Genomic DNA, 23,379 nt, shown 5'->3' on the forward strand with positions numbered 1-23,379 from the left:
TCACCATGTCACCCCTTGTCGTCGGACGCGCACCGTTCTATCGTCTGGATGTATCGAGTCGATACATCAGCTCGGTATAAAGACTCAGAGTCGGAAGAGAGGCAGGCGGATGAGCAGGCGCTCAGGCATCCTCGAATTCGCCGTCCTCGGCCTGCTTCGCGAATCCCCCATGCACGGGTACGAGCTGCGCAAGCGGCTCAACACCTCACTGGGAGTGTTCAGGGCCTTCAGCTACGGGACGCTCTATCCCTGCCTCAAGACGCTGGTCGCCAACGGCTGGTTGATCGAGGAGCCGGGCAACGCCCCGGAAGACGCGCTCGCCGCTTCACTCGCAGGGCGCCGCGCCAAGATCGTCTACCGGTTGACGGCCGCGGGTAAGGAGCATTTCGAGGAGCTCCTCTCCCACACCGGCCCCGACACCTGGGAGGACGAGTCCTTCGCCGCCCGCTTCGCCTTCTTCGGCCAGACCGAACGAGACGTACGCATGCGGGTACTGGAGGGCCGTCGCAGCCGGCTGGAGGAGCGCCTGGAGAAGATGCGCGCCTCTCTGGCCCGCACGCGGGAACGCCTCGACGACTACACGCTTGAGCTGCAGCGGCACGGCATGGAGTCCGTGGAGCGCGAAGTGCGCTGGCTGAACGAGCTCATCGAGAGCGAGCGGGCGGGACGGGATCGCAGGCGACCCGGTCCGTCCGACGAAACTGCAAAATGAGGCCTGCATCTCGCAGACCTCGTCCGAGAACAAACAGGGAGCAACCGGAATGGGTTCGGTTCGCGTAGCCATCGTCGGCGTGGGCAACTGCGCCGCCTCGCTGGTGCAGGGCGTCGAGTACTACAAGGACGCCGACCCGGCGTCCAAGGTCCCTGGGCTGATGCACGTCCAGTTCGGCGACTACCACGTGCGTGACATCGAGTTCGTCGCCGCGTTCGACGTCGACGCGAAGAAGGTCGGCCTCGACCTTTCGGACGCCATCGGCGCCAGCGAGAACAACACCATCAAGATCTGCGACGTCCCGAACACCGGTGTGACCGTCCAGCGCGGCCACACCCTGGACGGCCTGGGCAAGTACTACCGCCTGACGATCGAGGAGTCCGCCGAGGCTCCGGTCGACGTGGTCCAGATCCTCAAGGACCGCCAGGTCGACGTCCTGATCTGCTACCTGCCCGTCGGCTCCGAGGACGCGGCGAAGTTCTACGCCCAGTGCGCCATCGACGCCAAGGTCGCCTTCGTCAACGCCCTCCCGGTCTTCATCGCCGGCACCAAGGAGTGGGCGGACAAGTTCACCGAGGCCGGTGTCCCGATCGTCGGCGACGACATCAAGTCGCAGGTCGGCGCCACCATCACGCACCGTGTGATGGCGAAGCTGTTCGAGGACCGCGGTGTCCGTCTTGAGCGCACCATGCAGCTCAACGTCGGCGGCAACATGGACTTCAAGAACATGCTCGAGCGCGACCGCCTCGAGTCGAAGAAGATCTCCAAGACGCAGGCCGTCACCTCGCAGATCCCCGACCGTGAGCTCGGCGAGAAGAACGTCCACATCGGCCCGTCCGACTACGTCGCCTGGCTCGACGACCGCAAGTGGGCCTACGTCCGCCTCGAGGGCCGCGCCTTCGGCGACGTCCCGCTGAACCTCGAGTACAAGCTCGAGGTGTGGGACTCCCCGAACTCCGCCGGTGTCATCATCGACGCCCTGCGTGCCGCCAAGATCGCCAAGGACCGCGGTATCGGCGGCCCGATCCTGTCGGCGTCCAGCTACTTCATGAAGTCCCCGCCGGTGCAGTACTTCGACGACGAGGCCTACGCGAACGTCGAGAAGTTCATCAAGGGCGAGGTCGAGCGCTAGTCGAGCCCCACAGGTCGTCGACGACACCTGGGCTTCGGCTGTTCTTCCGCGGAGGGTCCCCGGGCAATGTGCCCGGGGACCCTCCGCGTATGTGACCCTTGCCCTCATGCCTGTCGTACGTGATCTGCGCGTACTCCTGCGCCTGAGGGATTTCCGGAACCTGCTCGCCGTACGGCTGCTCTCCCAGGCCGCGGACGGCGTCTACCAGGTCGCGCTCGCCACCTACGTTGTCTTCTCCCCGGAGAAGCAGACCTCGCCCGCGGCCATCGCCTCGGCCATGGCGGTCCTGTTGCTGCCGTATTCGGCGATCGGCCCCTTCGCCGGGGTGCTCCTCGACCGCTGGCGCCGCCGCCAGGTCTTCCTCTACGGCAACCTGCTGCGCGCCCTTCTCGCCTGTGTCACCGGCATGCTGATCGTCGCGAACGTGCCCGACTGGCTGTTCTACGCCTCAGCGCTGTCCGTGACCGCCGTCAACCGCTTCGTCCTGGCGGGGCTCTCCGCGTCGCTGCCCCACGTCGTCGGCCCCGGCCAGCTGGTCACCGCGAACGCGCTGTTCCCCACCGCCGGAACCCTCGCCGCGACCGTCGGCGGAGGGCTGGCCTTCGTCGTCCGGCTGCTTGCCTCCGACTCCAACGCCGTCGTCGTCCTCCTCGGGGCCGGGCTGTACCTGTGCTCGGCCCTCGTGTCCCTGAGCCTGGCCGTCGATCTGCTCGGCCCCGACCACCCTCCCGGCAGGCTCAACCCGTCGGTCGCCGAGGGGATCACCCTCACCGTCCGGGGCATGGCCGAAGGCCTGCGGCACCTGTCCACCCGTCGGGAGCCCGTCCAGGCGCTCACCGCGATGACCATGATGCGGTTCTGCTACGGAGCGCTGTTCGTCATGCTGCTCATGCTCTGCCGCTTCTCCTGGTCGGACAACGAGTCGGACGGACTGGCTCTCCTGGGCGTCGCTGTCGGTGTCTCCGGAGCCGGATTCTTCACGGCTGCCGTGATCACTCCCTCGCTCGTGGGCCGCCTGGGACCGCTGGGCTGGATCACCGCCTGCTCAGCGGGCGCCGCGCTCCTCGTCCCGGCGCTCGGCCTGTTCTTCGCCCCCGGCCCGATGGTGATCGCCGCGTTCGTACTCGGCCTCGCCACCCAGGGGGCCAAGATCTCCACCGACACGGTCGTCCAGTCCGGCGTGGACGACGAGTACCGCGGCCGGGTCTTCTCCCTCTACGACGTGCTCTTCAACGTCGCCTTCGTCGGCGCCGCGGCGGTGGCCTCGCTCATGCTCCCCCCGGACGGGCGGTCCGCGGCCCTGATCCTTTCCGTGGCCGCCCTCTACGCAGCCACCGCTGCACTGCTGGCACGCCAGAGCCGACGATTCACCGGGGGCGCCTCCAAGCGGTAGGCGAGGGAGAAACCGCTCCGCCGGCACATGCGTCCGGGTCGATGTTTCACGTGAAACATCGACCCGGACGTCCTGCGTCAGGCCTGCGCGGCCCACCATTCCTTGAGGGCGGCGACAGCGGCTTCGCGCCCCATCGGACCGTTCTCCAGCCGCAGCTCCAGCAGGAACGCGTACGCCTTCCCGATCACGGGGCCGGGGCCGACATCCAGCACCTGCATGATCTCGTTGCCGTCCAGGTCGGGCCGGATCGCGTCGAGCTCCTCCTGCTGTTGCAGCTGCGCGATGCGCTCCTCCAGCCCGTCGTAGGTACGGGAGAGGGCGTTGGCCTTGCGCTTGTTGCGCGTGGTGCAGTCGGACCGGGTCAGCTTGTGCAGGCGCTCCAGCAGCGGACCGGCGTCGCGGACGTAGCGCCGCACCGCCGAGTCGGTCCACTCGCCGTCCCCGTAGCCGTGGAAGCGCAGGTGCAGCTCCACCAGCCGGGACACGTCCTTGATCATGTCGTTGGAGTACTTCAGAGCGGTCAGGCGCTTCTTGGTCATCTTCGCGCCCACCACCTCGTGGTGGTGGAAGGAGACCCTGCCGTCGCTCTCGAAGCGGCGCGTACGGGGCTTGCCGATGTCGTGCAGCAGCGCCGCGAGCCGCAGCACCAGGTCCGGCCCGTCCTCTTCCAGCGCGATCGCCTGCTCCAGCACGATCAGCGAGTGGTCGTAGACGTCCTTGTGGCGGTGGTGCTCGTCACTCTCCAGCCGCAGCGCGGGCAGCTCGGGCAGGATCCGGTCGGCCAGCCCGGTGTCCACGAGCAGGCCCAGGCCCTTTCGCGGGTTCGCGGAGAGGATCAGCTTGTTCAGCTCACCCTGCACCCGCTCTGCCGAGACGATCTCGATCCGGTCGGACATGGCCTTCATGGCCTCGACGACCTCGGGGGCGACCTCGAAGTCCAGCTGCGCGGCAAACCGCGCTGCCCGCAGCATGCGCAGCGGATCGTCGGAGAACGAGTCCTCCGGGGTCCCGGGGGTGCGCAGCACACCGGCGGCCAGGTCCTCCAGGCCGCCGTACGGGTCGATGAACTGCTGCTCCGGCAGAGCCAGCGCCATGGCGTTGACCGTGAAGTCGCGCCGGACCAGGTCCTCCTCGATCGAGTCGCCGTAGGAGACCTCGGGCTTGCGCGACGTGCGGTCGTAAGCCTCCGAGCGGTAGGTGGTCACCTCGATCTGGAAGTTCCGGTCGACGTCTCCGACACGGGCGTGCTTCTGCGCCCCGACGGTGCCGAAGGCGATGCCGACGTCCCACAGCGAGTCGGCCCACGGGCGGACGATCTTCAAAACGTCCTCGGGGCGGGCATCGGTGGTGAAGTCCAGGTCATTGCCGAGACGCCCGAGCAGCGCGTCACGGACGGACCCGCCGACCAGGGCGAGGCGGAAGCCCGCCTCCTGGAAACGGCGGCCGAGCTCGTCGGCGACAGGGGCGACCCGCAGCAGTTCACTCACCGCCCGGCGCTGCACGTGATTCAGGGCACTGAGGTTGTCTTCGTTGGCGTTCGGCACAACAGAAAAGGGTACGTGCCCCGCCCGGCGCGGGCTTCCGCGTTTTCGGCGACCCCGGTACACAGCCGTCCCCGGGGTGAGCCGATCATGTGGAGCAAGGTGCGGCACTCGCGCGCCGCGGGCCTCGTTACCATTCGTGGACGCACAGACGACGACCACTGACATTTCGAGGGACGGGCTAGCGCGTGGCCGATGCGGCAGACATCCTGGGGGCGTCACCCGCCCCTGCCCGGCGCCGATGGCTGCGGCGCGCGGTCGTCCTGCTCGCCGGGACGCCGGTGATGGCCGCTCTCGTCTACTCTCCCGCCCCTAAGGCCCAGGCCGCGCAGGCGGCCTCCGTCGACATCCAGCTGACCTCGATGACCCCCGCCGCCCCGGTCAAGAGCGACACCCTGACCATCTCCGGCACCGTGGTCAACAACAGCTCCGAGACGATCAACGACGCCCACGTGGGTCTGCGGGTGGGTCCCCTCCTCGCGGACCGGTCCTCGATAGACGAGGCGGCGGAGCGCACCGGCTTCCGGGCCGGCACGGACCCGGGGGAGATCGACCCGGCCTACGCCGTGAAGATCGACTCGCTGCCCTCCAAGGTCGGCCGCCAGTTCAGCCTCACGGTCCCGGTGAACAAGCTGGACCTGGACAAGGACGGCGTCTACCAGCTCGGCGTCTCCCTGTCCGGCGTGACCGAGAGCCGCCCGTCCGAGCAGGTCCTCGGCATCAAGCGGACCTTCCTCCCCTGGCAGCCGGAGGCCGCCGCCAAGCGCGCCCAGCTCACGTACGTGTGGCCGCTGATCTCCACCACCCACGTGACCGCGGAGACCGGCTCGGACGAGACCCAGACCCCCGTGTTCCTCGACGACTCCCTCGCCGAGGAGCTGAAGCCGGGCGGCCGTCTGGAGCGGATGGTCGCGCTCGGCAAGGAACTGCCCATCACCTGGGTGATCGACCCGGACCTGCTGTACACGGTCGACGCGATGACCAAGGGCTACCGGGTCCGCGTGCCGGGCGGCAAGCCCGTACAGGGCAAGAACAAGGCCGTCGCCGAACAGTGGCTGAACTCCCTGGAAGCCGCCGTCCAGGGCAAGAAGGTCGTCGCCCTGCCCTTCGCCGACCCCGACCTGGCCTCCCTCGCCCACCACGGCAAGGACGTCTCGGGCACCCTGGGCCAGCTGCGGCCGGCGACCGACAAGGCGAAGCAGGCCGTCGAGACGGTCCTGCACGTCCCCGCGTCCACCGACTTCTCCTGGCCCGTGGACGGCGCGATCGACCCCTCGATCGTCAACGTCGCCACCTCGGCCGGTGCCCACAACATCCTCACCCGCAGCGACAGCCTCTCGGAGAGCGGAGCCCTCGGGTACACCCCCTCGGCCGCCCGCCCCATCGGTGCGGGCGCCACCGCCGTCGTCGCGGACGCGGAACTCTCCACCGCCTTCGAGGGCGACATGCTGAGCGCCGGCAACTCCACCCTCGCCGAGCAGCGGTTCCTCGCCCACACCCTCGCCCTGAACCTGCAGCACACCGACGAGCAGCGCAGCTTCGTCGTCGCCCCGCAGCGGATGCCGACCGCCAGCCAGGTGGAGACCATGGCCCGGGCCGTCCGCGCCCTCCAGGCCGGCCGCTGGACCCAGCCCGGGGACCTCGAAGCCGCGGCGACCGCCAAGCCCGACCCCGCGGCCGCCACCCAGGTGCCGGGCGCCGGCCAGTACCCCGAGAGCCTGCGCAAGCAGGAGCTCCCCGTCACGGCCTTCGAGAAGATCCGCACCACCCAGAACACCCTCGATCACTTCAAAGTGATCCTCGCCGCACCCGACCGCGTAGAGATCCCCTTCGGCAACACCACCAACCGGGAGATGTCCACCTCCTGGCGCGGCCACCCCGACGAGGCCGGCCTCTACCGGGACCAGGTCCAGAACTACCTGATCGGTCTCACCGAGAAGGTCAAGGTCATCCCGAAGTCCGACGCCACGCTGTCCGGACACAGCGCCACCATCCCGGTGAGCGTCCAGAACAGCCTCGTCCAAGATGTCCACGACCTCGTCCTGCGGGTGAAGTCCGCCAACCCCACCCGCCTGATGTTCGGCGACAAGGGCGAGGCGGAACAGCAGGTCACCGTCCAGGGCGACCACACCCAGACCGTCAAGTTCCCCGCCAACGCGACCGCGAGCGGCCCCGTCGAGGTCACCGCACAGCTCTTCACCAAGGACGGCGTCCCCTACGGCAAGGAACGCAAGTTCACCGTGAACGCCACCGAGGTCACCCCCACCGTCATGCTCGTCATCGCCGGTGGTGTGCTCCTCCTCGTCCTCGCGGGCATCAAGATGTACGCGAGCCGCAAGCGCGTCGCGGCCCGCGCGGCCGCCGAGGACAGCACGCAGCCGAGTGACGAGTCCCCGGACACCGGACCGCAAAGCACCGAGGGGTCCGGCACGAGTGAGACAGTGGACCGTTGAGCGATGCCGTGGCCGGTCGGCCTGGGGACGATGAGGTGGGGTTTCGATGAACGCGCCGTACGACGGTGACCGCGCGCAGGGCACTGGTGGGCCCGCGCCCTCCCAGGGCACTGCCCCGAGCACCCCGGTGCCCGGGCAGGTTCCCGCGCCCGCGCCCGCGCCGGACCACGACCCATATGTCCAGGACGCCTACGATCACGACCCCTACCGGTCGCAGGACCTGTCCGCCCAGGACCCCGTCGGCGAGGTCCTCTACGACCGGGCCGCACACCCCCCGCCGCCGCCCGGTACCTACCAGGAGCCCGGCCCGCTCTACGCCGCCCCGACCGCGCCCTCCTACTCCCCCGACCCGCGCGTCTGGGCCCAGACCCCGCCGCCCGAGCCGGACGGGCCCTCCCGCCACCTGCCGTACGGCGACCACGCCACCACCACCGAGTTCGTCGGTGTGGACTCTCTCGTCACCAAGGCGGCGGACGAGCGGCCCGAGCCCGACGCCTTCGCGCACCTCTACCGGGACCAGGAGGCGGCTCCCCGCACCCCCGCCGAGGACGTCCCCGTCGCCGTCCCGGCGCCGAGCAAGCCCGCCGGACGTGCGTCCAGCCTCCTGAAGTCCAGCGCGCTCATGGCCGCCGGCACGATCGTCTCCCGCATCACCGGATTCCTGCGCACCCTGGTCATCGCCGGCGCCATCGGCGTCGGCACGTTCAACGACACGTACCAGATCGCCAACACCCTGCCGACGATGATCTACGTGCTGGTCGGCGGCGGCGCCCTGAACGCCGTCTTCATCCCGCAGCTGGTGCGGGCCATGAAGAACGACAGCGACGGGGGAGAGGCGTACGCCAACCGGCTGCTGACCCTCGTCGTGGTCCTGCTGGCCGCCATCACGACCATCTGCGTCCTCGCGGCACCGGTCTTCATCACGATGATGTCGCCGAAGATCGCCTCCGACCCCCAGCAGATGGACGTCGCGGTCGCCTTCGCCCGCTACTGCCTGCCCACCATGTTCTTCATGGGCGTCCACGTGGTCCTCGGTCAGATCCTCAACGCCCGCGGCCGCTTCGGCGCAATGATGTGGACCCCGGTCCTCAACAACATCGTCGTCATCGCCACCTTCGGCGCCTTCATCTGGGCCTTCGGCGGCTTCACCACCTCCGGCGTCAACGCCACCACCGTCACCCCCGAGGGCGTCCGCCTGCTGGGCCTGGGCACCCTGCTGGGCCTCACCGTCCAGGCCCTGGCCATGCTCCCCTACCTGCGCGACGCGGGCTTCAGGCCGCGCCTGCGCTTCGACTGGAAGGGCCACGGACTCGGCAAGGCCGCCGGCCTGGCCAAGTGGACGTTCTTCTTCGTCCTCGCCAACCAGATCGGGCTCGTCGTCGTCACCCAGCTCGCCACCTGGGCCGGATCCGTCGCCGAGAAGCAGGGCCACCCCGGTACCGGCATCACCGCCTACAACTACGCGCTTCTGCTGTGGCAGATGCCGCAGGCCATCATCACCGTCTCCGTCATGACGGCCGTCCTGCCGCGCATCTCCCGCTCCGCCCACGACGGAGACGCCGCCGCCGTCCGCGACGACATCTCCTACGGGCTGCGCACCTCGGCCGTCGCGATCGTGCCCTGCGCCTTCGCGTTCCTCGCCCTCGGCGTCCCGATGGCCACCCTGCTCTACGCGGGCTCCGGCGCCGGCGCACAGAACATCGGCTACGTCCTGATGGCCTTCGGTCTCGGCCTCATCCCGTACTCGGTCCAGTACGTGGTCCTGCGCGGCTTCTACGCCTACGAGGACACCCGGACGCCCTTCTACAACACCGTCATCGTCGCCGCCGTCAACGCGGCGGTATCGACGGCCTCCTTCTTCGTCCTCCCCGCCCGATGGGCCGTCGTCGGCATGGCAGCCGCCTACGGCCTCGGCTACACCGTCGGAGTCGGCGTCGCCTGGCGCCGGCTGAAGACCCGCCTCGGCGGCGACCTCGACGGCGCCCACGTGATGCGCACCTACGCCCGCCTCACCGGCGCCTGCGTCCCGGCCGCCGCCGTGGGCGGCGCCGCCGCCTATGCGGTCACCCAGTGGCTGGGCAACGGAGTCGCCGGCTCCGCCGCCGCCCTCGTGGCCGGCGGCATCGCCCTGGCGGCCGTGTTCCTCATCGCCGCCAAGCGGATGCGGATCGAAGAGCTCAACTCGATGGTCGGAATGATCCGCGGACGTTTGGGGCGCTGATGCGCACAACCGTCGCCCCCCTTCGTGTGTCGTGCATAGCGTCGGACTGTGGGCACAATTGGCGTGGCTTCGCAGACTGGCCGACAGCGTGCAACGGATGGGGAGGCGGGAACGACGGTGGCGGAACGTAGCACGGCCGCCGTCGACGTGGCCGACAACAGTGGCGTCAAGCCGCTGGCCGCAGAAGCGGACAAGGCCACGGCCGACGGGGTGGACATCCAGAACGGACGAGCCGCGGACGGACCCATGCCCGAAAAGGACGGCGAACGCACGACCCCGGCCCCCACGGCCGCACCCGAACTCCACAGCGGCCACAAGCTCGCCAGACGCTACCGGCTCGAAGAGTGCGTCACTCGTGTGGACGGATTCAGCAGCTGGCGCGCGATGGACGAGAAGCTGCGCCGGGCCGTGGGCGTGCACCTGATCCCCGCCGACCATCCGCGGGCCCGTTCCGTCCTGGCCGCAGCGCGCTCCTCCGCCCTGCTCGGCGACCCCCGGTTCGTCCAGGTGCTCGACGCCGTGGAGGAGAACGACCTCGTCTACGTCGTCCACGAGTGGCTGCCCGACGCCACCGAGCTCACCGCGCTCCTCGCCGCGGGCCCCCTGGAACCCCACGAGGCCTACCAGCTCGTCAGCCAGATCTCCCAGGCCATGTCCGCGGCACACCGCGAGGGCCTGGCCCACCTGCGCCTGACGCCCAGCGCGATACTGCGCACCTCCACGGGCCAGTACCGCATCCGCGGCCTCGCCGTGAACGCCGCCCTGCGCGGGATCACCAGCGAGACCCCCCAGCGTGCCGACACCGAGGCCATCGGCGCACTCCTGTACGCCGCGCTCACCCAGCGCTGGCCGTACGAGAACGACGCCTACGGCCTCACCGGCCTGCCCAAGGGCGTCGGCCTGATCGCCCCCGACCAGGTCCGCGCCGGTGTCCACCGGGGTCTGGGCGAGCTCGCCATGCGCGCCCTCGCCAACGACGGAGCCACCGCCTCCCGTCAGGAGCCGGCCTGCACCACCCCCGAGGAGCTGGCCAAGGCCGTCGCCGCGATGCCCCGCATCCGGCCGCCGGAGCCCGCCTTCACCGCCCCGCCCGAGTACCAGCACACCACCTACCAGCAGGGCAGCTACGGCCGCCCCACGCCCCCCGGCGTGCCTACCACGCAGACGGTCACCGTCGCTCCCCCGCCGCCCCCGCTGCAGAGCCGCACCGGCCGCGCCCTGAAGTGGGGTGTCGCCGCCCTGCTCATCGCCGCCCTCGGCCTCGGCAGCTGGCAGCTCGCGGACACCCTGCTGGGCCATGGAACCCAGAAGGGCAACAGCGGCACCAGCAACACCACGGCCGACACCGGCGAACACGGGGAGAAGCCTGACACCAGCCCGCTGGAAATCAAGGGGGCACAGGAGTACTTCCCGGATGGCAAACCGCAGAACGCCGAGGACGTCGCAAACACCTACGACAAAGACGTCTCCACCTACTGGCGCACCAAGAGCTTCTTCGACGGCCCCGAGATGAAGATCAAGGATGGCGTGGGCATCGTCTACGACCTCGGTTCCGAACACGAGGTCGCAACAGCCTCGATAGCGCTGAAGTACGGCGGCCCGCACACGACCCTCACGCTGTACGCCACCGACTCCAAGACCCCCAAGGGCTCCGTCGGCTCCATGGCAAAGATCGCCGGAACCACCACCTCGGAGACCACCCTCCAGCTGACCGCCGAGAAACCGGTCAAGACGCGGTACGTGCTCCTGTGGATCACTGCCATGCCGAACGCCCCGCAAGACGAATTCAGCGGTCCCGGTTACAAACAGGCCATCACGGACGTGAAGTTCTCGGGCTGACCGCACAATCCGGGAGGGGCTCACCGTTGGACGACACGACACCCGGCGACGACAGCGACGGGGACCTTCTGGCCCGGCACGTCGCCGGTGACCCCGACGCCTTCGGTGAGCTCGTGCGGCGGCACCGCGACCGGCTGTGGTCGGTGGCCATGCGCACGCTCGGCGACCGGGAGGAAGCCGCCGACGCGGTACAGGACGCCCTCGTCTCCGCCTACCGGGCCGCCCACACCTTCCGCGGGGACTCCGCAGTCACCACCTGGCTGCACCGCATCACCGTCAATGCCTGCCTGGACCGGGCTCGCAAGGCGGCCTCCCGCAGGACCGCGCCCCTTGACGACACGGACCGTCTGGAGCGCCTCCTGGAGCCCCATGAGTCCGCCGAGGCCCCGGCGGAACGCCAGGACCTCCACCGCCAGCTCCTGGCCGCCCTCAGCACCCTCCCGGCCGAACAGCGGGCCGCACTCGTCCTTGTCGACATGCAGGGATACCCCGTCGCCGAAGCCGCCCGCATCCTCGACGTGCCCACCGGCACCGTGAAGAGCCGCTGCGCACGCGGCCGGGCGAAGCTCCTCCCGATGCTCACTCATCTGCGCACGAATGCCGGGGATAACACCGCCACCGAGCGGGGAAGGAACCGGACGCCGGGCACGGCCGTCCCACCAGCGGCAGACCCCAGGCACCCAGACCCAGACGCAGTGAAGGGCGGAGGTGGACGACCGTGACCCCCCCGGCAAGCACGACAGGCACGACCGGCACAATTCGGCACCCGGAGGTCTCGGAGATCGCCGACCTGACCGAAGGACTCCTCTCCCCGGCCCGCAGCGCCGAAGTCCGGCGCCACCTCGGCGACTGCCCCCTGTGCGCCGACGTCCGCGCCTCCCTCGACGAGATCCGTGCCCTTCTGGGCACCCTCCCGGGCCCCGCCCGGATGCCCGCCGACATCGCGGGCCGCATCGACGCGGCCCTCGCGGCCGAAGCCCTCCTCGACTCCACCACCCCCCAGGCTTCCGAGGAGGACACTCGGCCCGCGTCCGCCGCCCGTTCCCGCCCGGCCTCCCGCGATGTTTCACGTGAAACATCGCCCGTCGGCCACCCGAACGGCTCAAGCGGACCCGGGCGACGCCGCGCCCGCCGCCGGATCGCCGTCCTCACCGGCCTGGCCGGGGCCGCCGCCTGCGCACTCGGGATCTTCCTGTTCGCTGACCTCTCCGGGCCGTCCTCCCACGACGCCACAGCACGCCGTGAAACAGCGACCTCCGCCGCGCAGCCCCCCACCGACGGCGCCTACACCGCCCAGGGCCTGCGCGGCAGCGTCGAGCAGCTCCTCGGCTCCGGGCAGGGCGCCAAGGCAGCCACCCAGGGGGAGCAGAACAACACGTACGGGTTGGAGAACACCCCCGCCCCCGGAGTCGCCCCCAACGACCGCCAGGCGCCCTCCGTCCCCGCCTGTGTCCAACGCGCCACCGGCCGCCCGGAGACCCCGATCGCCGCCGAACGCGGCAGCTACCAGGGCACTCCGGTCCTCCTGCTCGTCCTGCCGCACCCGGGCGACGCCTCCCGCGTCGACGCCTACCTCGTCGACACCGGCTGCGAGAACACCGCACCGGCGACCCCCGGAAAGCTCCTGCTGACGAACACCTATCCCCGTTAGCGACACGTAAGGCCGCACCGGGACAGGCAGGGAATGCATGCGCCGTAGGATCCGTTGGGTGGGGTGAGAGTCCGCACCGGCCCCCGGTAGGCAGCACGCAGTCCGCAGAAACGAGGAAGAAACCCGTGAGCGACGTCCGAAACGTGATCATCATCGGCTCCGGGCCGGCCGGTTACACCGCCGCCCTGTACACCGCACGCGCTTCGCTCAAGCCCCTGGTGTTCGAAGGTGCCGTCACCGCCGGTGGCGCCCTGATGAACACCACCGAGGTGGAGAACTTCCCGGGGTTCCAGGACGGCATCATGGGTCCGGATCTCATGGACAACATGCGTGGCCAGGCCGAGCGCTTCGGCGCCGAGCTGGTCCCGGACGACATCGTGTCCGTGGACCTCACCGGTGAGATCAAGACCGTCACGGACACCGCCGGCACCGTCCACCGTGCCAAGGCCGTCATCGTCACCACCGGCTCCCAGCACCGCAAGCTCGGCCTGCCCAACGAGGACGCCCTCTCCGGCCGCGGCGTCTCCTGGTGCGCCACCTGCGACGGATTCTTCTTCAAGGACCACGACATCGCCGTCGTCGGCGGCGGCGACACCGCGATCGAGGAAGCCACCTTCCTCTCCCGGTTCGCCAAGTCCGTCACGATCGTCCACCGTCGCGACAGCCTGCGCGCTTCGAAGGCCATGCAGGACCGCGCCTTCGCCGACCCGAAGATCAAGTTCGCCTGGGACAGCGAGGTCGCCGAGATCCACGGCGAGCAGAAGCTCTCCGGTGTCACCCTGCGCAACACCAAGACCGGCGAGACCTCCGCGCTGCCCGTCACCGGCCTCTTCATCGCCGTCGGCCACGACCCGCGCACCGAACTGTTCAAGGACCAGCTGGAGCTCGACGACGAGGGCTACCTCAAGGTCGACGCCCCCTCCACCCGGACCAGCGTGACCGGCGTGTTCGGCGCCGGCGACGTCGTGGACCACACCTACCGTCAGGCGATCACCGCCGCGGGCACCGGTTGCTCCGCGGCCCTCGACGCCGAGCGCTTCCTCGCTGCCCTCGCGGACGCCGAGAAGGCTCACGCGGCCGTCTGACCCTCGCACCAGCCCCACCCACACCCCGCAGGAAGAAGAAGGAGGCCGCTGTGGCCGGCACCCTCAAGAACGTGACCGACGCTGACTTCGACGCCGAGGTCCTCAAGAGCGACAAGCCCGTACTGGTGGACTTCTGGGCCGCCTGGTGCGGACCGTGCCGCCAGATCGCGCCGTCCCTCGAGGCGATCGCCGCCGAGTACGGCGACCAGATCGAGATCGTCAAGCTCAACATCGACGAGAACCCGGCCACGGCCGCCAAGTACGGCGTCATGTCCATCCCGACGCTGAACGTCTACCAGGGCGGCGAGGTCGCCAAGACCATCGTCGGCGCCAAGCCGAAGGCCGCCATCCTGCGCGACCTCTCGGACTTCGTCGAGGTCAAGACCGTCTGACGTCCAGGGGCCCCAACCAGCGGTAGCCAGGGGGGTTTCACGTGAAACGGGGCCGCCCCCTGGCAGGGGGCGGCCCCGTTTCACGTTTCCCGGTTCACAGGGGACGCAGCGCCGGCTCCTTGCGCGCAGCACCCAGAAGCCGGTCCAGCGCCAGCTCCACGTCTTCCTTCCACGACAGCGTCGACCGCAGCTCCAGCCTCAACCGCGGATGCAACGGGTGGGGACGCACCGTCTTGAAGCCCACCGAGAGCAGATGGTCCGCCGGCAAAAGGCACGCCGGCCCCTCCCAGCGCGCATCCCCGAACGCCTCGATGGCACGGAACCCCCGGCGCAGCAGGTCCTTCGCCACCGTCTGGACCATCACCCGCCCCAGGCCCTGCCCCTGATATCCCGGCATGATCCAAGCGGTGATCAGCTGAACGGCGTCCGGCGAGACCGGACTGGTCGGAAACGCCGTGGCCCTCGGAACGTACGCGGGCGGCGCGTACAGCACGAACCCGACCGGGACATCGTCCACGTAGACCACACGGCCGCACGATCCCCACTCCAGGAGAACGGCGGAGATCCAGGCCTCTTTCTCCAGCGCCGGCGTACCCGCCTTCACGGCGGCCTCACCGCTGACCGGATCCAGTTCCCAGAACACACAGGACCGGCAACGACGGGGCAGGTCCTGGAGGTTGTCCAGCGTGAGCGGTACCAGCCGACGACCCATGAAGGCATCGTATCCACTGGCCCCCGCTCTTTCGACAGCAGCAACACGGCGAAGGGGCGGACCGCGACGGTGGAAACCGACACGATCCGCCCCTCGGCGGCTGCGGGATCACTCCCCGGACAGCCCCTGCTCCAGAACGCGGCCCTCGCCCGGCGCCAGCGTCCCCAGAATCCGCTCCAGATCCTCCATCGACGCGAACTCGACGGTGATCTTGCCCTTCTTCTGACCCAGATCCACCTTCACCCGCGTCTCGAACCGGTCCGACAGCCGCGTCGCCAGCTCACTGAGCGCCGGAGCCACCCGGGTACCCGCACGCGGGCCCTTCGGCTTCACCGCACTCGCGGGATCCGAATCCATCAGCTTGACGATCTCCTCGACCGCCCGCACCGACAGCCCCTCGGCCACGATCCGGTGCGCCAGCCGGTCCTGCTGCTCGGTGTCCTCCACCGACAGCAGCGCCCGCGCATGCCCCGCCGACAGCACTCCGGCCGCCACCCGACGCTGTACCGGAGCCGACAGGTTCAGCAGCCGCAGGGTATTCGTCACCTGCGGACGCGAGCGACCGATCCGGTCCGCCAGCTGGTCATGCGTGCAGTCGAAGTCCTGCAGCAGCTGGTCGTACGCCGCCGCCTCCTCCAGCGGGTTCAGCTGAGCCCGGTGCAGGTTCTCCAGCAGCGCGTCCAGCAGCAGCTTGTCGTCGTCCGTCGCCCGGATGATCGCCGGAATGTTCTCCAGACCGGCCTCCCGGCAGGCCCGCCAGCGCCGCTCACCCATGATCAGCTCGTAGCGGCCGGGCGATGACTGCCGCACCACCACCGGCTGGAGCAGACCCACCTCCTGGATGGAGGTCACCAGCTCGGCGAGCGCGTCCTCGTCGAACACCTCACGCGGCTGCCGCGGGTTCGGCGTGATCGCGTCCATCGGAAGCTCCGCGAACGTCGCTCCCGCCACCACATTGGTCTCCGGCGCCGCCGGCACCGGCTCCTCCACCGGCGCGACGAACGATGTTTCACGTGAAACATCCGCCTGCGTCAGCGAAGCCAGCTTCGCCGCCGCGATCCCACGCTCCGAGGTCAACACCGGCATCGCCGCCGGAGACGTCGACCCGGCACTGATCACCGGCGGCGTCTGCTCCTGCGGCGCAGCGGGAATCAGCGCACCGAGCCCCCGTCCCAGGCCTCTACGTCGCTCGCTCACTGGATCCCCTCCGCCACACTCTGCGTGCTGTTCATGCCCGCGCCCAGATGGGCCTGCTGGGCGTCGTACTGCATTCCCACACCTCGGAACGCGATCTCACGCGCCGCTTCCAGATAGGAGAGGGAACCACTGGACCCCGGATCGTACGTGAGTACCGTCTGCCCGTAACTCGGCGCCTCGGAAATACGCACCGACCGCGGAATGCTCGTCCGCAGCACCTCCTTGCCGAAGTGGCTGCGAACCTCCTCCGCCACCTGCGAGGCCAGCCGGGTCCTTCCGTCGTACATCGTCAGAAGGATCGTCGACACATGCAGCGTCGGGTTCAGATGGGCCCGCACCAGATCGACATTGCGCAGCAGCTGACCCAGACCCTCCAGCGCGTAGTACTCGCACTGGATCGGGATCAGCACCTCCGCCCCGGCCACCAGGGCGTTCACCGTGAGCAGCCCAAGCGACGGAGGGCAGTCGATCAGGATGTAGTCGAGCGGCTGCTCGTACGCCTGGATCGCCCGCTGCAGCCTGCTCTCCCGGGCCACCAGCGACACCAGCTCGATCTCCGCACCCGCCAGGTCGATCGTGGCCGGAGCACAGAAGAGCCCCTCCACATCCGCCACGGGCTGGACGACCTCCAGCAGGGGGCGGCTGTCCACCAGCACGTCGTAAATCGACGGCACGTCCGCGTGGTGGTCGATACCCAGCGCCGTGGAGGCATTGCCCTGCGGGTCGAGGTCGACCACCAGGACCCGCGCCCCGTGCAGTGCCAGCGAGGCCGCCAGATTCACGGTCGTCGTGGTCTTGCCCACGCCGCCCTTCTGGTTGGCGACCACGATGACCCGGGTCTGCTCCGGCCTGGGCAGACCCTGGCCGGCACGCCCCAGCGCCTCGACGGCCAGCTGGGCGGCTCGGCCGATGGGGGTGTCGTTGTCTACAAGGGGCGTCGATGTTTCACGTGAAACATCCTCGCCCGCCGATTCAGAGCGGGGACCGGGGACCGGATCGGCCATCGGCCCCGCGAGGTTGGCGTCGGACCGCACGGTGTCACTCTCCTCGACATCAGGCTCGCGATGAACAGAGCCTGCCATGTCACCCGGGTCGCGAACCAGCGGGGCCCGTACTCCTGTGGATGAATCCACCGATGTGGACAACTCCGTCCCCCCTTCGTGCTTGCGGAGACGGGGGGACGTGGCCGCACGACCGCGGCTGATGATTCCGTGCAGCAGAGAGCGACGTTTCACGTGAAACACGATGCCGGGACGGAGTCATCAGGCCGCTACGACACTCCGAAATCCATACCTATAGGGCCCAACACGCCCTAAATCTCCGCAAGAAAGCCCGGCTGCCGGCGTATCAGCGGCGCCGACGCGTACGGCTGGTCCGGGCAGCCTTAGCCCGCTTGGCCGCGAACCTCACCCCACCGGGGCTCTCTCCGACCTCGACCCGCACCACCGTCGACAGCGGGTCCACCACGCCCTCGCCCACCTGCAGCACCGAGGTCTTCACCACACCGAGCTTCGTCAGTGCCGTCTTCGCCGACACCAGCTCCTCCTCGGCGGTATCGCCCTTGAGCGCCAGCATCTCCCCGTACGGACGCAGCAGGGGCACACCCCAGCCGGCCAGCCGGTCCAGCGGAGCCACTGCGCGGGCCGTCACCACGTGCACCGGCTGCAGCTTGCCGAGAACCTCCTCGGCCCGACCGCGCACCACCGTGACATGGTCCAGGCCCAGCAGCTCCACGACCTCCTGGAGGAAGGTCGTCCGCCGCAGCAGCGGCTCAAGCAGCGTGATCTTCAGATCCCGCCGCACCAGCGCCAGCGGGATCCCGGGCAGACCCGCACCCGACCCCACGTCGCACACGGTGACGCCCTGCGGCACCACCTCCGACAGCACAGCGCAGTTCAGCAGATGCCGCTCCCAGAGCCGCGGCACCTCACGCGGCCCGATCAGGCCCCGCTTGACTCCCGCGTCGGCCAGCAGCTCCGCGTACCGCACAGCTTCCGGGAAAAACTCACCGAACACCGCGCGCGCCTCTTCAGGCGCCGGGGGAAGCTCAGCTGCCTCCGTCACGGGGACCGTCCCTTCCGTACCGCATGGTTCTGAAGAACCACGTCTTCAAAATGGCGCGTCGTTCACATGCCAGGCTGACAAACATCGGCCCCGTCTGCGACACAGACGGGGCCGAACACTCGCACTACAGGTCAGGCCGGGAGCACAACGACGAAGCGCTGCGGCTCCTCGCCCTCGGACTCGCTCTTCAGACCCGCGGCCGCCACGGCATCGTGGACGACCTTCCGCTCGAACGGGGTCATCGGGGCCAGCTTCAGCGGCTCGCCGGACGCCTTCACGTCCGCCGCCGCCTGAGCGCCCAGCGCCGCCAGCTCCTCACGCTTCTTCGCGCGGAACCCGGCGATGTCCAGCATCAGCCGGCTGCGGTCTCCGGTCTCCCGGTGCACGGCGAGGCGGGTCAGCTCCTGCAGAGCCTCCAGAACCTCACCGTCGCGGCCCACGAGCTTCTGCAGGTCCCGGCTGGCGGAGTCACTGACGATCGACACCGCGGCCCGGTCGGCCTCGACGTCCATGTCGATGTCGCCGTCGAGGTCGGCGATGTCCAGCAGACCCTCAAGGTAGTCGGCCGCGATCTCACCCTCCTGCTCGAGGCGGGTCAGGGTGTCGCCACTCTCAGCGGCGGCGGTGGTGGTGCCTTCCGTCACGGGAGGGACTCCTTCTTACTTCTTGGAGGGCTTGCTGGGGGGCGTCTGACGCTTCGACTTCGACTGCCGCTTGGGCTGCTGCCGCTTCGTGGCGACACCGCCGCTCGCCGCATCCGCGTCGGCCGTGGCTTCAGAACTCTTGATCACCGAGCCGTCCGCCTGAGCGGCCATGCCCTGCTTGGTCAGCGCGGTGATGAACTTGCGCTCGTTGTCGTTGCGGTCCGGGCCCTTGGCCACGATCGCCGCGACGATCTTCTTCTTGCCCCGGCCCTTGACCTCACCGTGCGAGCTGACGTGCTTCAGCAGGCGCGTCAGGTACTGGTCCTGGGCCTTGCTGCCCGGCGTCGGGTTCTGGTTGATCACGTACATCTGCTGGCCCATGGTCCACACGTTCGTGGTCAGCCAGTAGACGAGAACACCGACGGGGAAGTTGATACCCATGACCGCGAAGATCACGGGGAAGATGTACATCAGCATCTTCTGCTGCTGCATGAACGGGGTCTTGACCGACAGGTCGACGTTCTTCTGCATCAGCTGACGCTGGGTGTAGAACTGCGACAGCGACATCAGGACGATCATGACGGCGGTGACGACACGCACATCGGTGATCGAAGCGCCCAGGGAAGCAGCCTTCTCGGCGCTGTCGGTGAACTTCGCGGCCAGCGGGGCCCCGAAGATGTGCGCCTGACGCGCGCTCTCCAGCAGCGACTGGTTGATGACGCCAATGGTCTTCCCGTTGGCGATGGCCGACAGCACGCTGTAGAGCGCGAAGAAGAACGGGGACTGCGCCAGGATGGGAAGGCACGAGGAGAGCGGGTTGGTACCCGTCTCCTTGTACAGCTTCATCATCTCTTCGGACTGACGCTGCTTGTCGTTCTTGTAGCGCTCCTGGATCGCCTTCATCTTCGGCTGGAGCGCCTGCATGCCCCGCGTCGCCTTGATCTGCTTCACGAAGAGCGGGATCAGGCAGATGCGGATCAAGACCACCAGGGACACGATCGACAGGCCCCAGGCCCACCCGCTGTTCGGCCCGAAGATCGCGCCGTACACGGAGTGGAACTGGACGATGACCCACGAGACGGGCGTGGTGATAAAGCTGAACAGATTGGCAATCGTGTCCACTAATCAGGCTCCTTGAGCATTGCGAGATCTACGCAACGCACTGCGCAGCTGCTCGTGCCAACGCGGGCGTTTACGGGGTGGGACATGGTCCACGCCACCGGGGGACCACGGGTTGCACCGCAGGATCCGCCAGGCGGTCAGGACCGTCCCCTTGACCGCACCATGCCGGTCGATGGCCGTGTATCCGTAGTGCGAGCACGACGGGTAATAGCGGCACACCGGCCCGAGCAGCGGACTGATCGTCCACTGGTACAGCTTGATCAAAGCGAGCAGCGGGTACTTCATCGAGCCACGCCTCCCAGAAGCCGCACCAGAGCGGCATCCAGGTCCCGGGCCAGCTCGTCGGGGCCGGCATCACCCGCTCCGGGCAACGCACGTACCACCACCAGGCTACCGGCGGGCAGCTGGGACAGCCGCTCCCGGACCAGATGGCGCAGACGGCGCTTCACCCGGTTACGTATGACGGCGTTGCCGACAGCCTTGCTGACGACGAAACCCGCACGCGTCGAGGGATCGATCTCCCCCGGCTCGTGCGGGTCCGTTGAACCGCTTGTACGTAGGTGGACGACGAGGAGTGGGCGACCGGCCCGACGCCCTCGGCGTACCGCGCTCGCGAAGTCCTCGCGCCGCCTCAGCCGATTTTCGGGAGACAGCACGACGTCACGACCTGCGTGCTTGTTACGCGGAAAGGGCGGCGCGGCCCTTGCCACGACGGTTCGCGAGGATCGCGCGACCGGCACGGGTACGCATCCGCAGGCGGAAGCCGTGGGTCTTGGCGCGACGGCGGTTGTTCGGCTGGAAGGTGCGCTTGCTCACTCGGGGGCTCCAGAGAATGAATCGTTGTGGCGGGACATCGCCTGGCTGTCACCGTGCGCCCACGAGGAAACTCGCGTGTTCGCCCGAGTGGCACCGCTAAACGATCACTAACAGTGATCTTCGCCCATCGGTAGGCAGGCGGCAGCAGCCATCGACAACTCGACCTCGTTACGGTACGCGCGGCTACGCCATCCGGTCAAACCGAGGCGATGCTGCCCCACACTGTGCACAGGCTGTGGACAACGACTTGAACCGTACCCGCTGGCCTGACTACCGTTGCCTGATCCCGGATTTTTTGTCCCGACCGTCCCAAAGAACCACACATTCGTGGGACCCCCTGTGAGAGAGCGTGCTCTGTGGCTGACGTACCTGCCGATCTTGCCGCAGTGTGGCCAAGGGTGCTCGAGAAGCTCCTCGGGGAGGGACAGCCGGGGATCGAACCCAAGGACAAGCAGTGGGTCGAGCGGTGCCAGCCCCTGGCACTCGTCGCCGACACCGCACTGCTGGCCGTCCCCAACGAGTGGGGCAAGCGCGTCCTCGAAGGCCGCCTCGCCCCGCTGATCAGCGACGCCCTCAGCCGGGAATGCGGCCGCCCCATCCGGATCGCCATCACCGTGGACGACTCCGCCGGCGAGCCCGCGCCCCCCGCCCCGCCCGTGCAGCAGCCGGGCGGGTACGAGCCGTACGCCGGCCAGCGTCCCGGCGGCGGCCCCGACGACCAGCTCCCCACCGCCCGCCCCGCCTACCCGGACTACCAGCAGCAGCGCCCCGAGCCCGGCGCCTGGCCCCGGGGCGGCCAGCAGGACGACTACGGCTGGCAGCAGCCGCGCCTCGGCGGATTCCCCGAGCGCGACCCGTACGCCTCCCCGCAGCCGGGCTACCTCCAGCAGTCCGAGCCCTCCGGCTACGACCAGGGCTCCTACGAGCAGCAGCAGTACGAGCAGTCCCCGTACGACTCCCAGCAGCACCAGCCCCATCAGTACGAACAGCAGAAGTACGAACAGCCCGCGCCCCGCCAGGCTCCCGGCCGACCCTCCTCGGCCCCGGCCCCGTCCGGCGGTTCCTCCTCGGGCCCGCTCGAACCGACCGCCCGGCTGAACCCCAAGTACCTCTTCGACACCTTCGTCATCGGCGCCTCCAACCGCTTCGCGCACGCCGCCGCGGTGGCCGTCGCCGAAGCGCCCGCGAAGGCGTACAACCCCCTTTTCATCTATGGCGAGTCGGGTCTGGGCAAGACGCACCTGCTGCACGCCATCGGGCACTACGCGCGGAGCCTGTACCCCGGTACCCGCGTGCGGTACGTGAGCTCCGAGGAGTTCACCAACGAGTTCATCAACTCCATCCGCGACGGCAAGGGCGACGCGTTCCGCAAGCGCTACCGCGAGATGGACATCCTGCTCGTCGACGACATCCAGTTCCTCGCGAGCAAGGAGTCGACGCAGGAGGAGTTCTTCCACACCTTCAATACGCTCCACAACGCCAACAAGCAGATCGTCCTCTCCTCCGACCGGCCGCCCAAGCAGCTCGTCACCCTGGAGGACAGGCTCCGCAACCGCTTCGAGTGGGGCCTGATCACCGACGTCCAGCCGCCCGAGCTGGAGACCCGCATCGCGATCCTGCGCAAGAAGGCGGTCCAGGAGCAGCTCAACGCCCCGCCGGAGGTACTGGAGTTCATCGCCTCCCGTATCTCGCGCAACATCCGCGAGCTGGAGGGTGCGCTGATCCGGGTCACCGCCTTCGCGAGCCTCAACCGGCAGCCGGTCGACCTGGGCCTGACCGAGGACGTGCTCAAGAACCTGATCCCGGGCGGCGAGGACAGCGCGCCGGAGATCACGGCCTCCGACATCATGGCGGCCACCGCCGACTACTTCGGGCTCACCGTGGACGACCTGTGCGGTTCCTCGCGCAGCCGGGTCCTGGTGACCGCACGGCAGATCGCCATGTACCTGTGCCGGGAGCTCACGGACCTCTCCCTGCCCAAGATCGGGGCGCAGTTCGGCGGCCGCGACCACACCACCGTCATGCACGCCGACCGCAAGATCCGCGCTCTGATGGCCGAACGCCGCTCCATCTACAACCAGGTCACGGAGCTCACCAACCGCATCAAGAACGCCTGAGCCGACTGCCCCGGACCGCTGGGGAGAGTCACGCCAAGGTCCCTTCAAACGCATTCAGAGGGCGCTCCCGGACCACAACGGGGGCGCCCTTCTTCGTTCGCGCGCCCCTGCTCTGTTCGAATACGCCCCCTCCGGCGCAACTCGTCCACAGATTGGGGGACTTTCTTCCGTCCACAGGCTGGGGACGGGTTCTGTCGCCCACAATCTGTCCACAGGGGTGCGGCATGAGCCACCATCAGGCCAGGTCAACGGGCTGTGGAATTGTGCGCAAGCTTCATCCACAGGCTG

20 protein-coding genes and 1 pseudogene are annotated in these 23,379 nt (G+C 69.0%); 11 read left to right on the forward strand and 10 right to left on the reverse strand.

Annotated elements, in window-relative coordinates; all coding sequences use genetic code 11:
• Window positions 1-109: 109 nt before the first annotated feature.
• From ACFYOB_RS11900 to ACFYOB_RS11910, 3 genes and pseudogenes are all read left to right on the forward strand, one after another.
• A pseudogene (locus ACFYOB_RS11900) lies at window positions 110-709 on the forward strand (helix-turn-helix transcriptional regulator); the annotation flags it as partial.
• Window positions 710-761: 52 nt separating this feature from the next.
• Window positions 762-1,844 carry an inositol-3-phosphate synthase gene (locus ACFYOB_RS11905; protein WP_388558154.1) on the forward strand — a complete coding sequence of 361 codons (1,083 nt, stop codon included), beginning with the start codon at window positions 762-764 and terminating at the stop codon, window positions 1,842-1,844.
• Window positions 1,845-1,950: 106 nt separating this feature from the next.
• Window positions 1,951-3,237, forward strand: coding sequence for an MFS transporter (locus tag ACFYOB_RS11910; protein ID WP_388558157.1), 1,287 nt, complete (start codon window positions 1,951-1,953; stop codon window positions 3,235-3,237).
• A gap of 77 nt (window positions 3,238-3,314) precedes the next feature.
• On the opposite strand, the gene ACFYOB_RS11915 is transcribed toward ACFYOB_RS11910, so the two are convergent.
• Window positions 3,315-4,781, reverse strand: a complete 1,467-nt coding sequence (locus ACFYOB_RS11915; RefSeq protein ID WP_388558160.1) for a CCA tRNA nucleotidyltransferase — start codon at window positions 4,779-4,781, stop codon at window positions 3,315-3,317.
• Window positions 4,782-4,966: 185 nt separating this feature from the next.
• Between ACFYOB_RS11915 and ACFYOB_RS11920 the strand changes: the two genes are divergently transcribed.
• The 7 genes from ACFYOB_RS11920 to trxA all read left to right on the forward strand — a co-directional run bounded on the left by ACFYOB_RS11920 (window position 4,967) and on the right by trxA (window position 14,419).
• Window positions 4,967-7,231, forward strand: a complete 2,265-nt coding sequence (locus tag ACFYOB_RS11920) for a DUF6049 family protein (protein WP_388558163.1) — start codon at window positions 4,967-4,969, stop codon at window positions 7,229-7,231.
• Window positions 7,232-7,277: 46 nt separating this feature from the next.
• Window positions 7,278-9,452: a murein biosynthesis integral membrane protein MurJ gene (gene murJ, locus ACFYOB_RS11925; protein ID WP_388558166.1), complete on the forward strand. Its 2,175-nt coding sequence runs from the start codon at window positions 7,278-7,280 to the stop codon at window positions 9,450-9,452.
• 117 nt (window positions 9,453-9,569) lie between these two features.
• A complete protein-coding gene (locus tag ACFYOB_RS11930; RefSeq protein ID WP_388558169.1) occupies window positions 9,570-11,291 on the forward strand; it encodes a protein kinase family protein in 1,722 nt (573 codons plus the stop codon).
• Window positions 11,292-11,317: 26 nt separating this feature from the next.
• Window positions 11,318-12,013, forward strand: coding sequence for an RNA polymerase sigma factor SigM (sigM, locus tag ACFYOB_RS11935; protein WP_388558172.1), 696 nt, complete (start codon window positions 11,318-11,320; stop codon window positions 12,011-12,013).
• Window positions 12,010-12,942 carry an anti-sigma factor family protein gene (locus ACFYOB_RS11940; RefSeq protein ID WP_388558175.1) on the forward strand — a complete coding sequence of 311 codons (933 nt, stop codon included), beginning with the start codon at window positions 12,010-12,012 and terminating at the stop codon, window positions 12,940-12,942. The genes sigM and ACFYOB_RS11940 overlap by 4 nt, the downstream gene beginning before the upstream one ends.
• 125 nt (window positions 12,943-13,067) lie before the next feature.
• Window positions 13,068-14,027 (forward strand): thioredoxin-disulfide reductase, encoded by a 960-nt coding sequence (gene trxB / locus ACFYOB_RS11945; protein WP_388558178.1) that lies wholly within the window; start codon window positions 13,068-13,070, stop codon window positions 14,025-14,027.
• A 50-nt stretch (window positions 14,028-14,077) separates the two neighbouring features.
• Window positions 14,078-14,419, forward strand: coding sequence for a thioredoxin (gene trxA, locus ACFYOB_RS11950; protein WP_388558181.1), 342 nt, complete (start codon window positions 14,078-14,080; stop codon window positions 14,417-14,419).
• A gap of 94 nt (window positions 14,420-14,513) precedes the next feature.
• Here trxA and ACFYOB_RS11955 read toward each other — a convergent pair whose 3' ends face one another.
• The 9 genes from ACFYOB_RS11955 to rpmH form a co-directional block, all read right to left on the reverse strand.
• Window positions 14,514-15,131, reverse strand: a complete 618-nt coding sequence (locus ACFYOB_RS11955) for a GNAT family N-acetyltransferase (protein ID WP_388558184.1) — start codon at window positions 15,129-15,131, stop codon at window positions 14,514-14,516.
• A gap of 108 nt (window positions 15,132-15,239) precedes the next feature.
• Entirely contained in the window at window positions 15,240-16,328 is a 1,089-nt protein-coding gene (locus tag ACFYOB_RS11960) for a ParB/RepB/Spo0J family partition protein (RefSeq protein WP_388558187.1), read from the reverse strand.
• Complete coding sequence (locus ACFYOB_RS11965) at window positions 16,325-17,410, reverse strand: AAA family ATPase (protein ID WP_388558687.1); 1,086 nt, start codon at window positions 17,408-17,410, stop codon at window positions 16,325-16,327. Before ACFYOB_RS11965 ends, ACFYOB_RS11960 begins: the two co-directional genes overlap by 4 nt.
• 265 nt (window positions 17,411-17,675) lie before the next feature.
• A complete protein-coding gene (rsmG, locus tag ACFYOB_RS11970) occupies window positions 17,676-18,392 on the reverse strand; it encodes a 16S rRNA (guanine(527)-N(7))-methyltransferase RsmG (protein WP_328926600.1) in 717 nt (238 codons plus the stop codon).
• Between the two features lie 131 nt (window positions 18,393-18,523).
• The gene (locus ACFYOB_RS11975) at window positions 18,524-19,036 is read right to left on the reverse strand and encodes a R3H domain-containing nucleic acid-binding protein (RefSeq protein WP_030153171.1); all 513 of its coding nucleotides are present in this window, start codon (window positions 19,034-19,036) and stop codon (window positions 18,524-18,526) included.
• 15 nt (window positions 19,037-19,051) lie between these two features.
• The gene (gene yidC / locus ACFYOB_RS11980; RefSeq protein ID WP_388558191.1) at window positions 19,052-20,158 is read right to left on the reverse strand and encodes a membrane protein insertase YidC; all 1,107 of its coding nucleotides are present in this window, start codon (window positions 20,156-20,158) and stop codon (window positions 19,052-19,054) included.
• 3 nt (window positions 20,159-20,161) lie between these two features.
• A complete protein-coding gene (yidD, locus tag ACFYOB_RS11985; protein WP_075970728.1) occupies window positions 20,162-20,443 on the reverse strand; it encodes a membrane protein insertion efficiency factor YidD in 282 nt (93 codons plus the stop codon).
• Complete coding sequence (gene rnpA, locus ACFYOB_RS11990) at window positions 20,440-20,814, reverse strand: ribonuclease P protein component (protein ID WP_388558196.1); 375 nt, start codon at window positions 20,812-20,814, stop codon at window positions 20,440-20,442. The genes yidD and rnpA overlap by 4 nt, the downstream gene beginning before the upstream one ends.
• Window positions 20,815-20,836: 22 nt before the next feature.
• A complete protein-coding gene (rpmH, locus tag ACFYOB_RS11995; protein WP_008741645.1) occupies window positions 20,837-20,974 on the reverse strand; it encodes a 50S ribosomal protein L34 in 138 nt (45 codons plus the stop codon).
• A gap of 656 nt (window positions 20,975-21,630) precedes the next feature.
• On the opposite strand from rpmH, the gene dnaA reads away from it, so the two are divergent.
• Window positions 21,631-23,091, forward strand: a complete 1,461-nt coding sequence (gene dnaA, locus ACFYOB_RS12000; RefSeq protein ID WP_388558690.1) for a chromosomal replication initiator protein DnaA — start codon at window positions 21,631-21,633, stop codon at window positions 23,089-23,091.
• Window positions 23,092-23,379 lie beyond the last annotated feature (288 nt).

Source organism: Streptomyces sp. NPDC006463, assembly GCF_042870715.1.
In the GTDB taxonomy this organism is placed as follows: domain Bacteria; phylum Actinomycetota; class Actinomycetes; order Streptomycetales; family Streptomycetaceae; genus Streptomyces.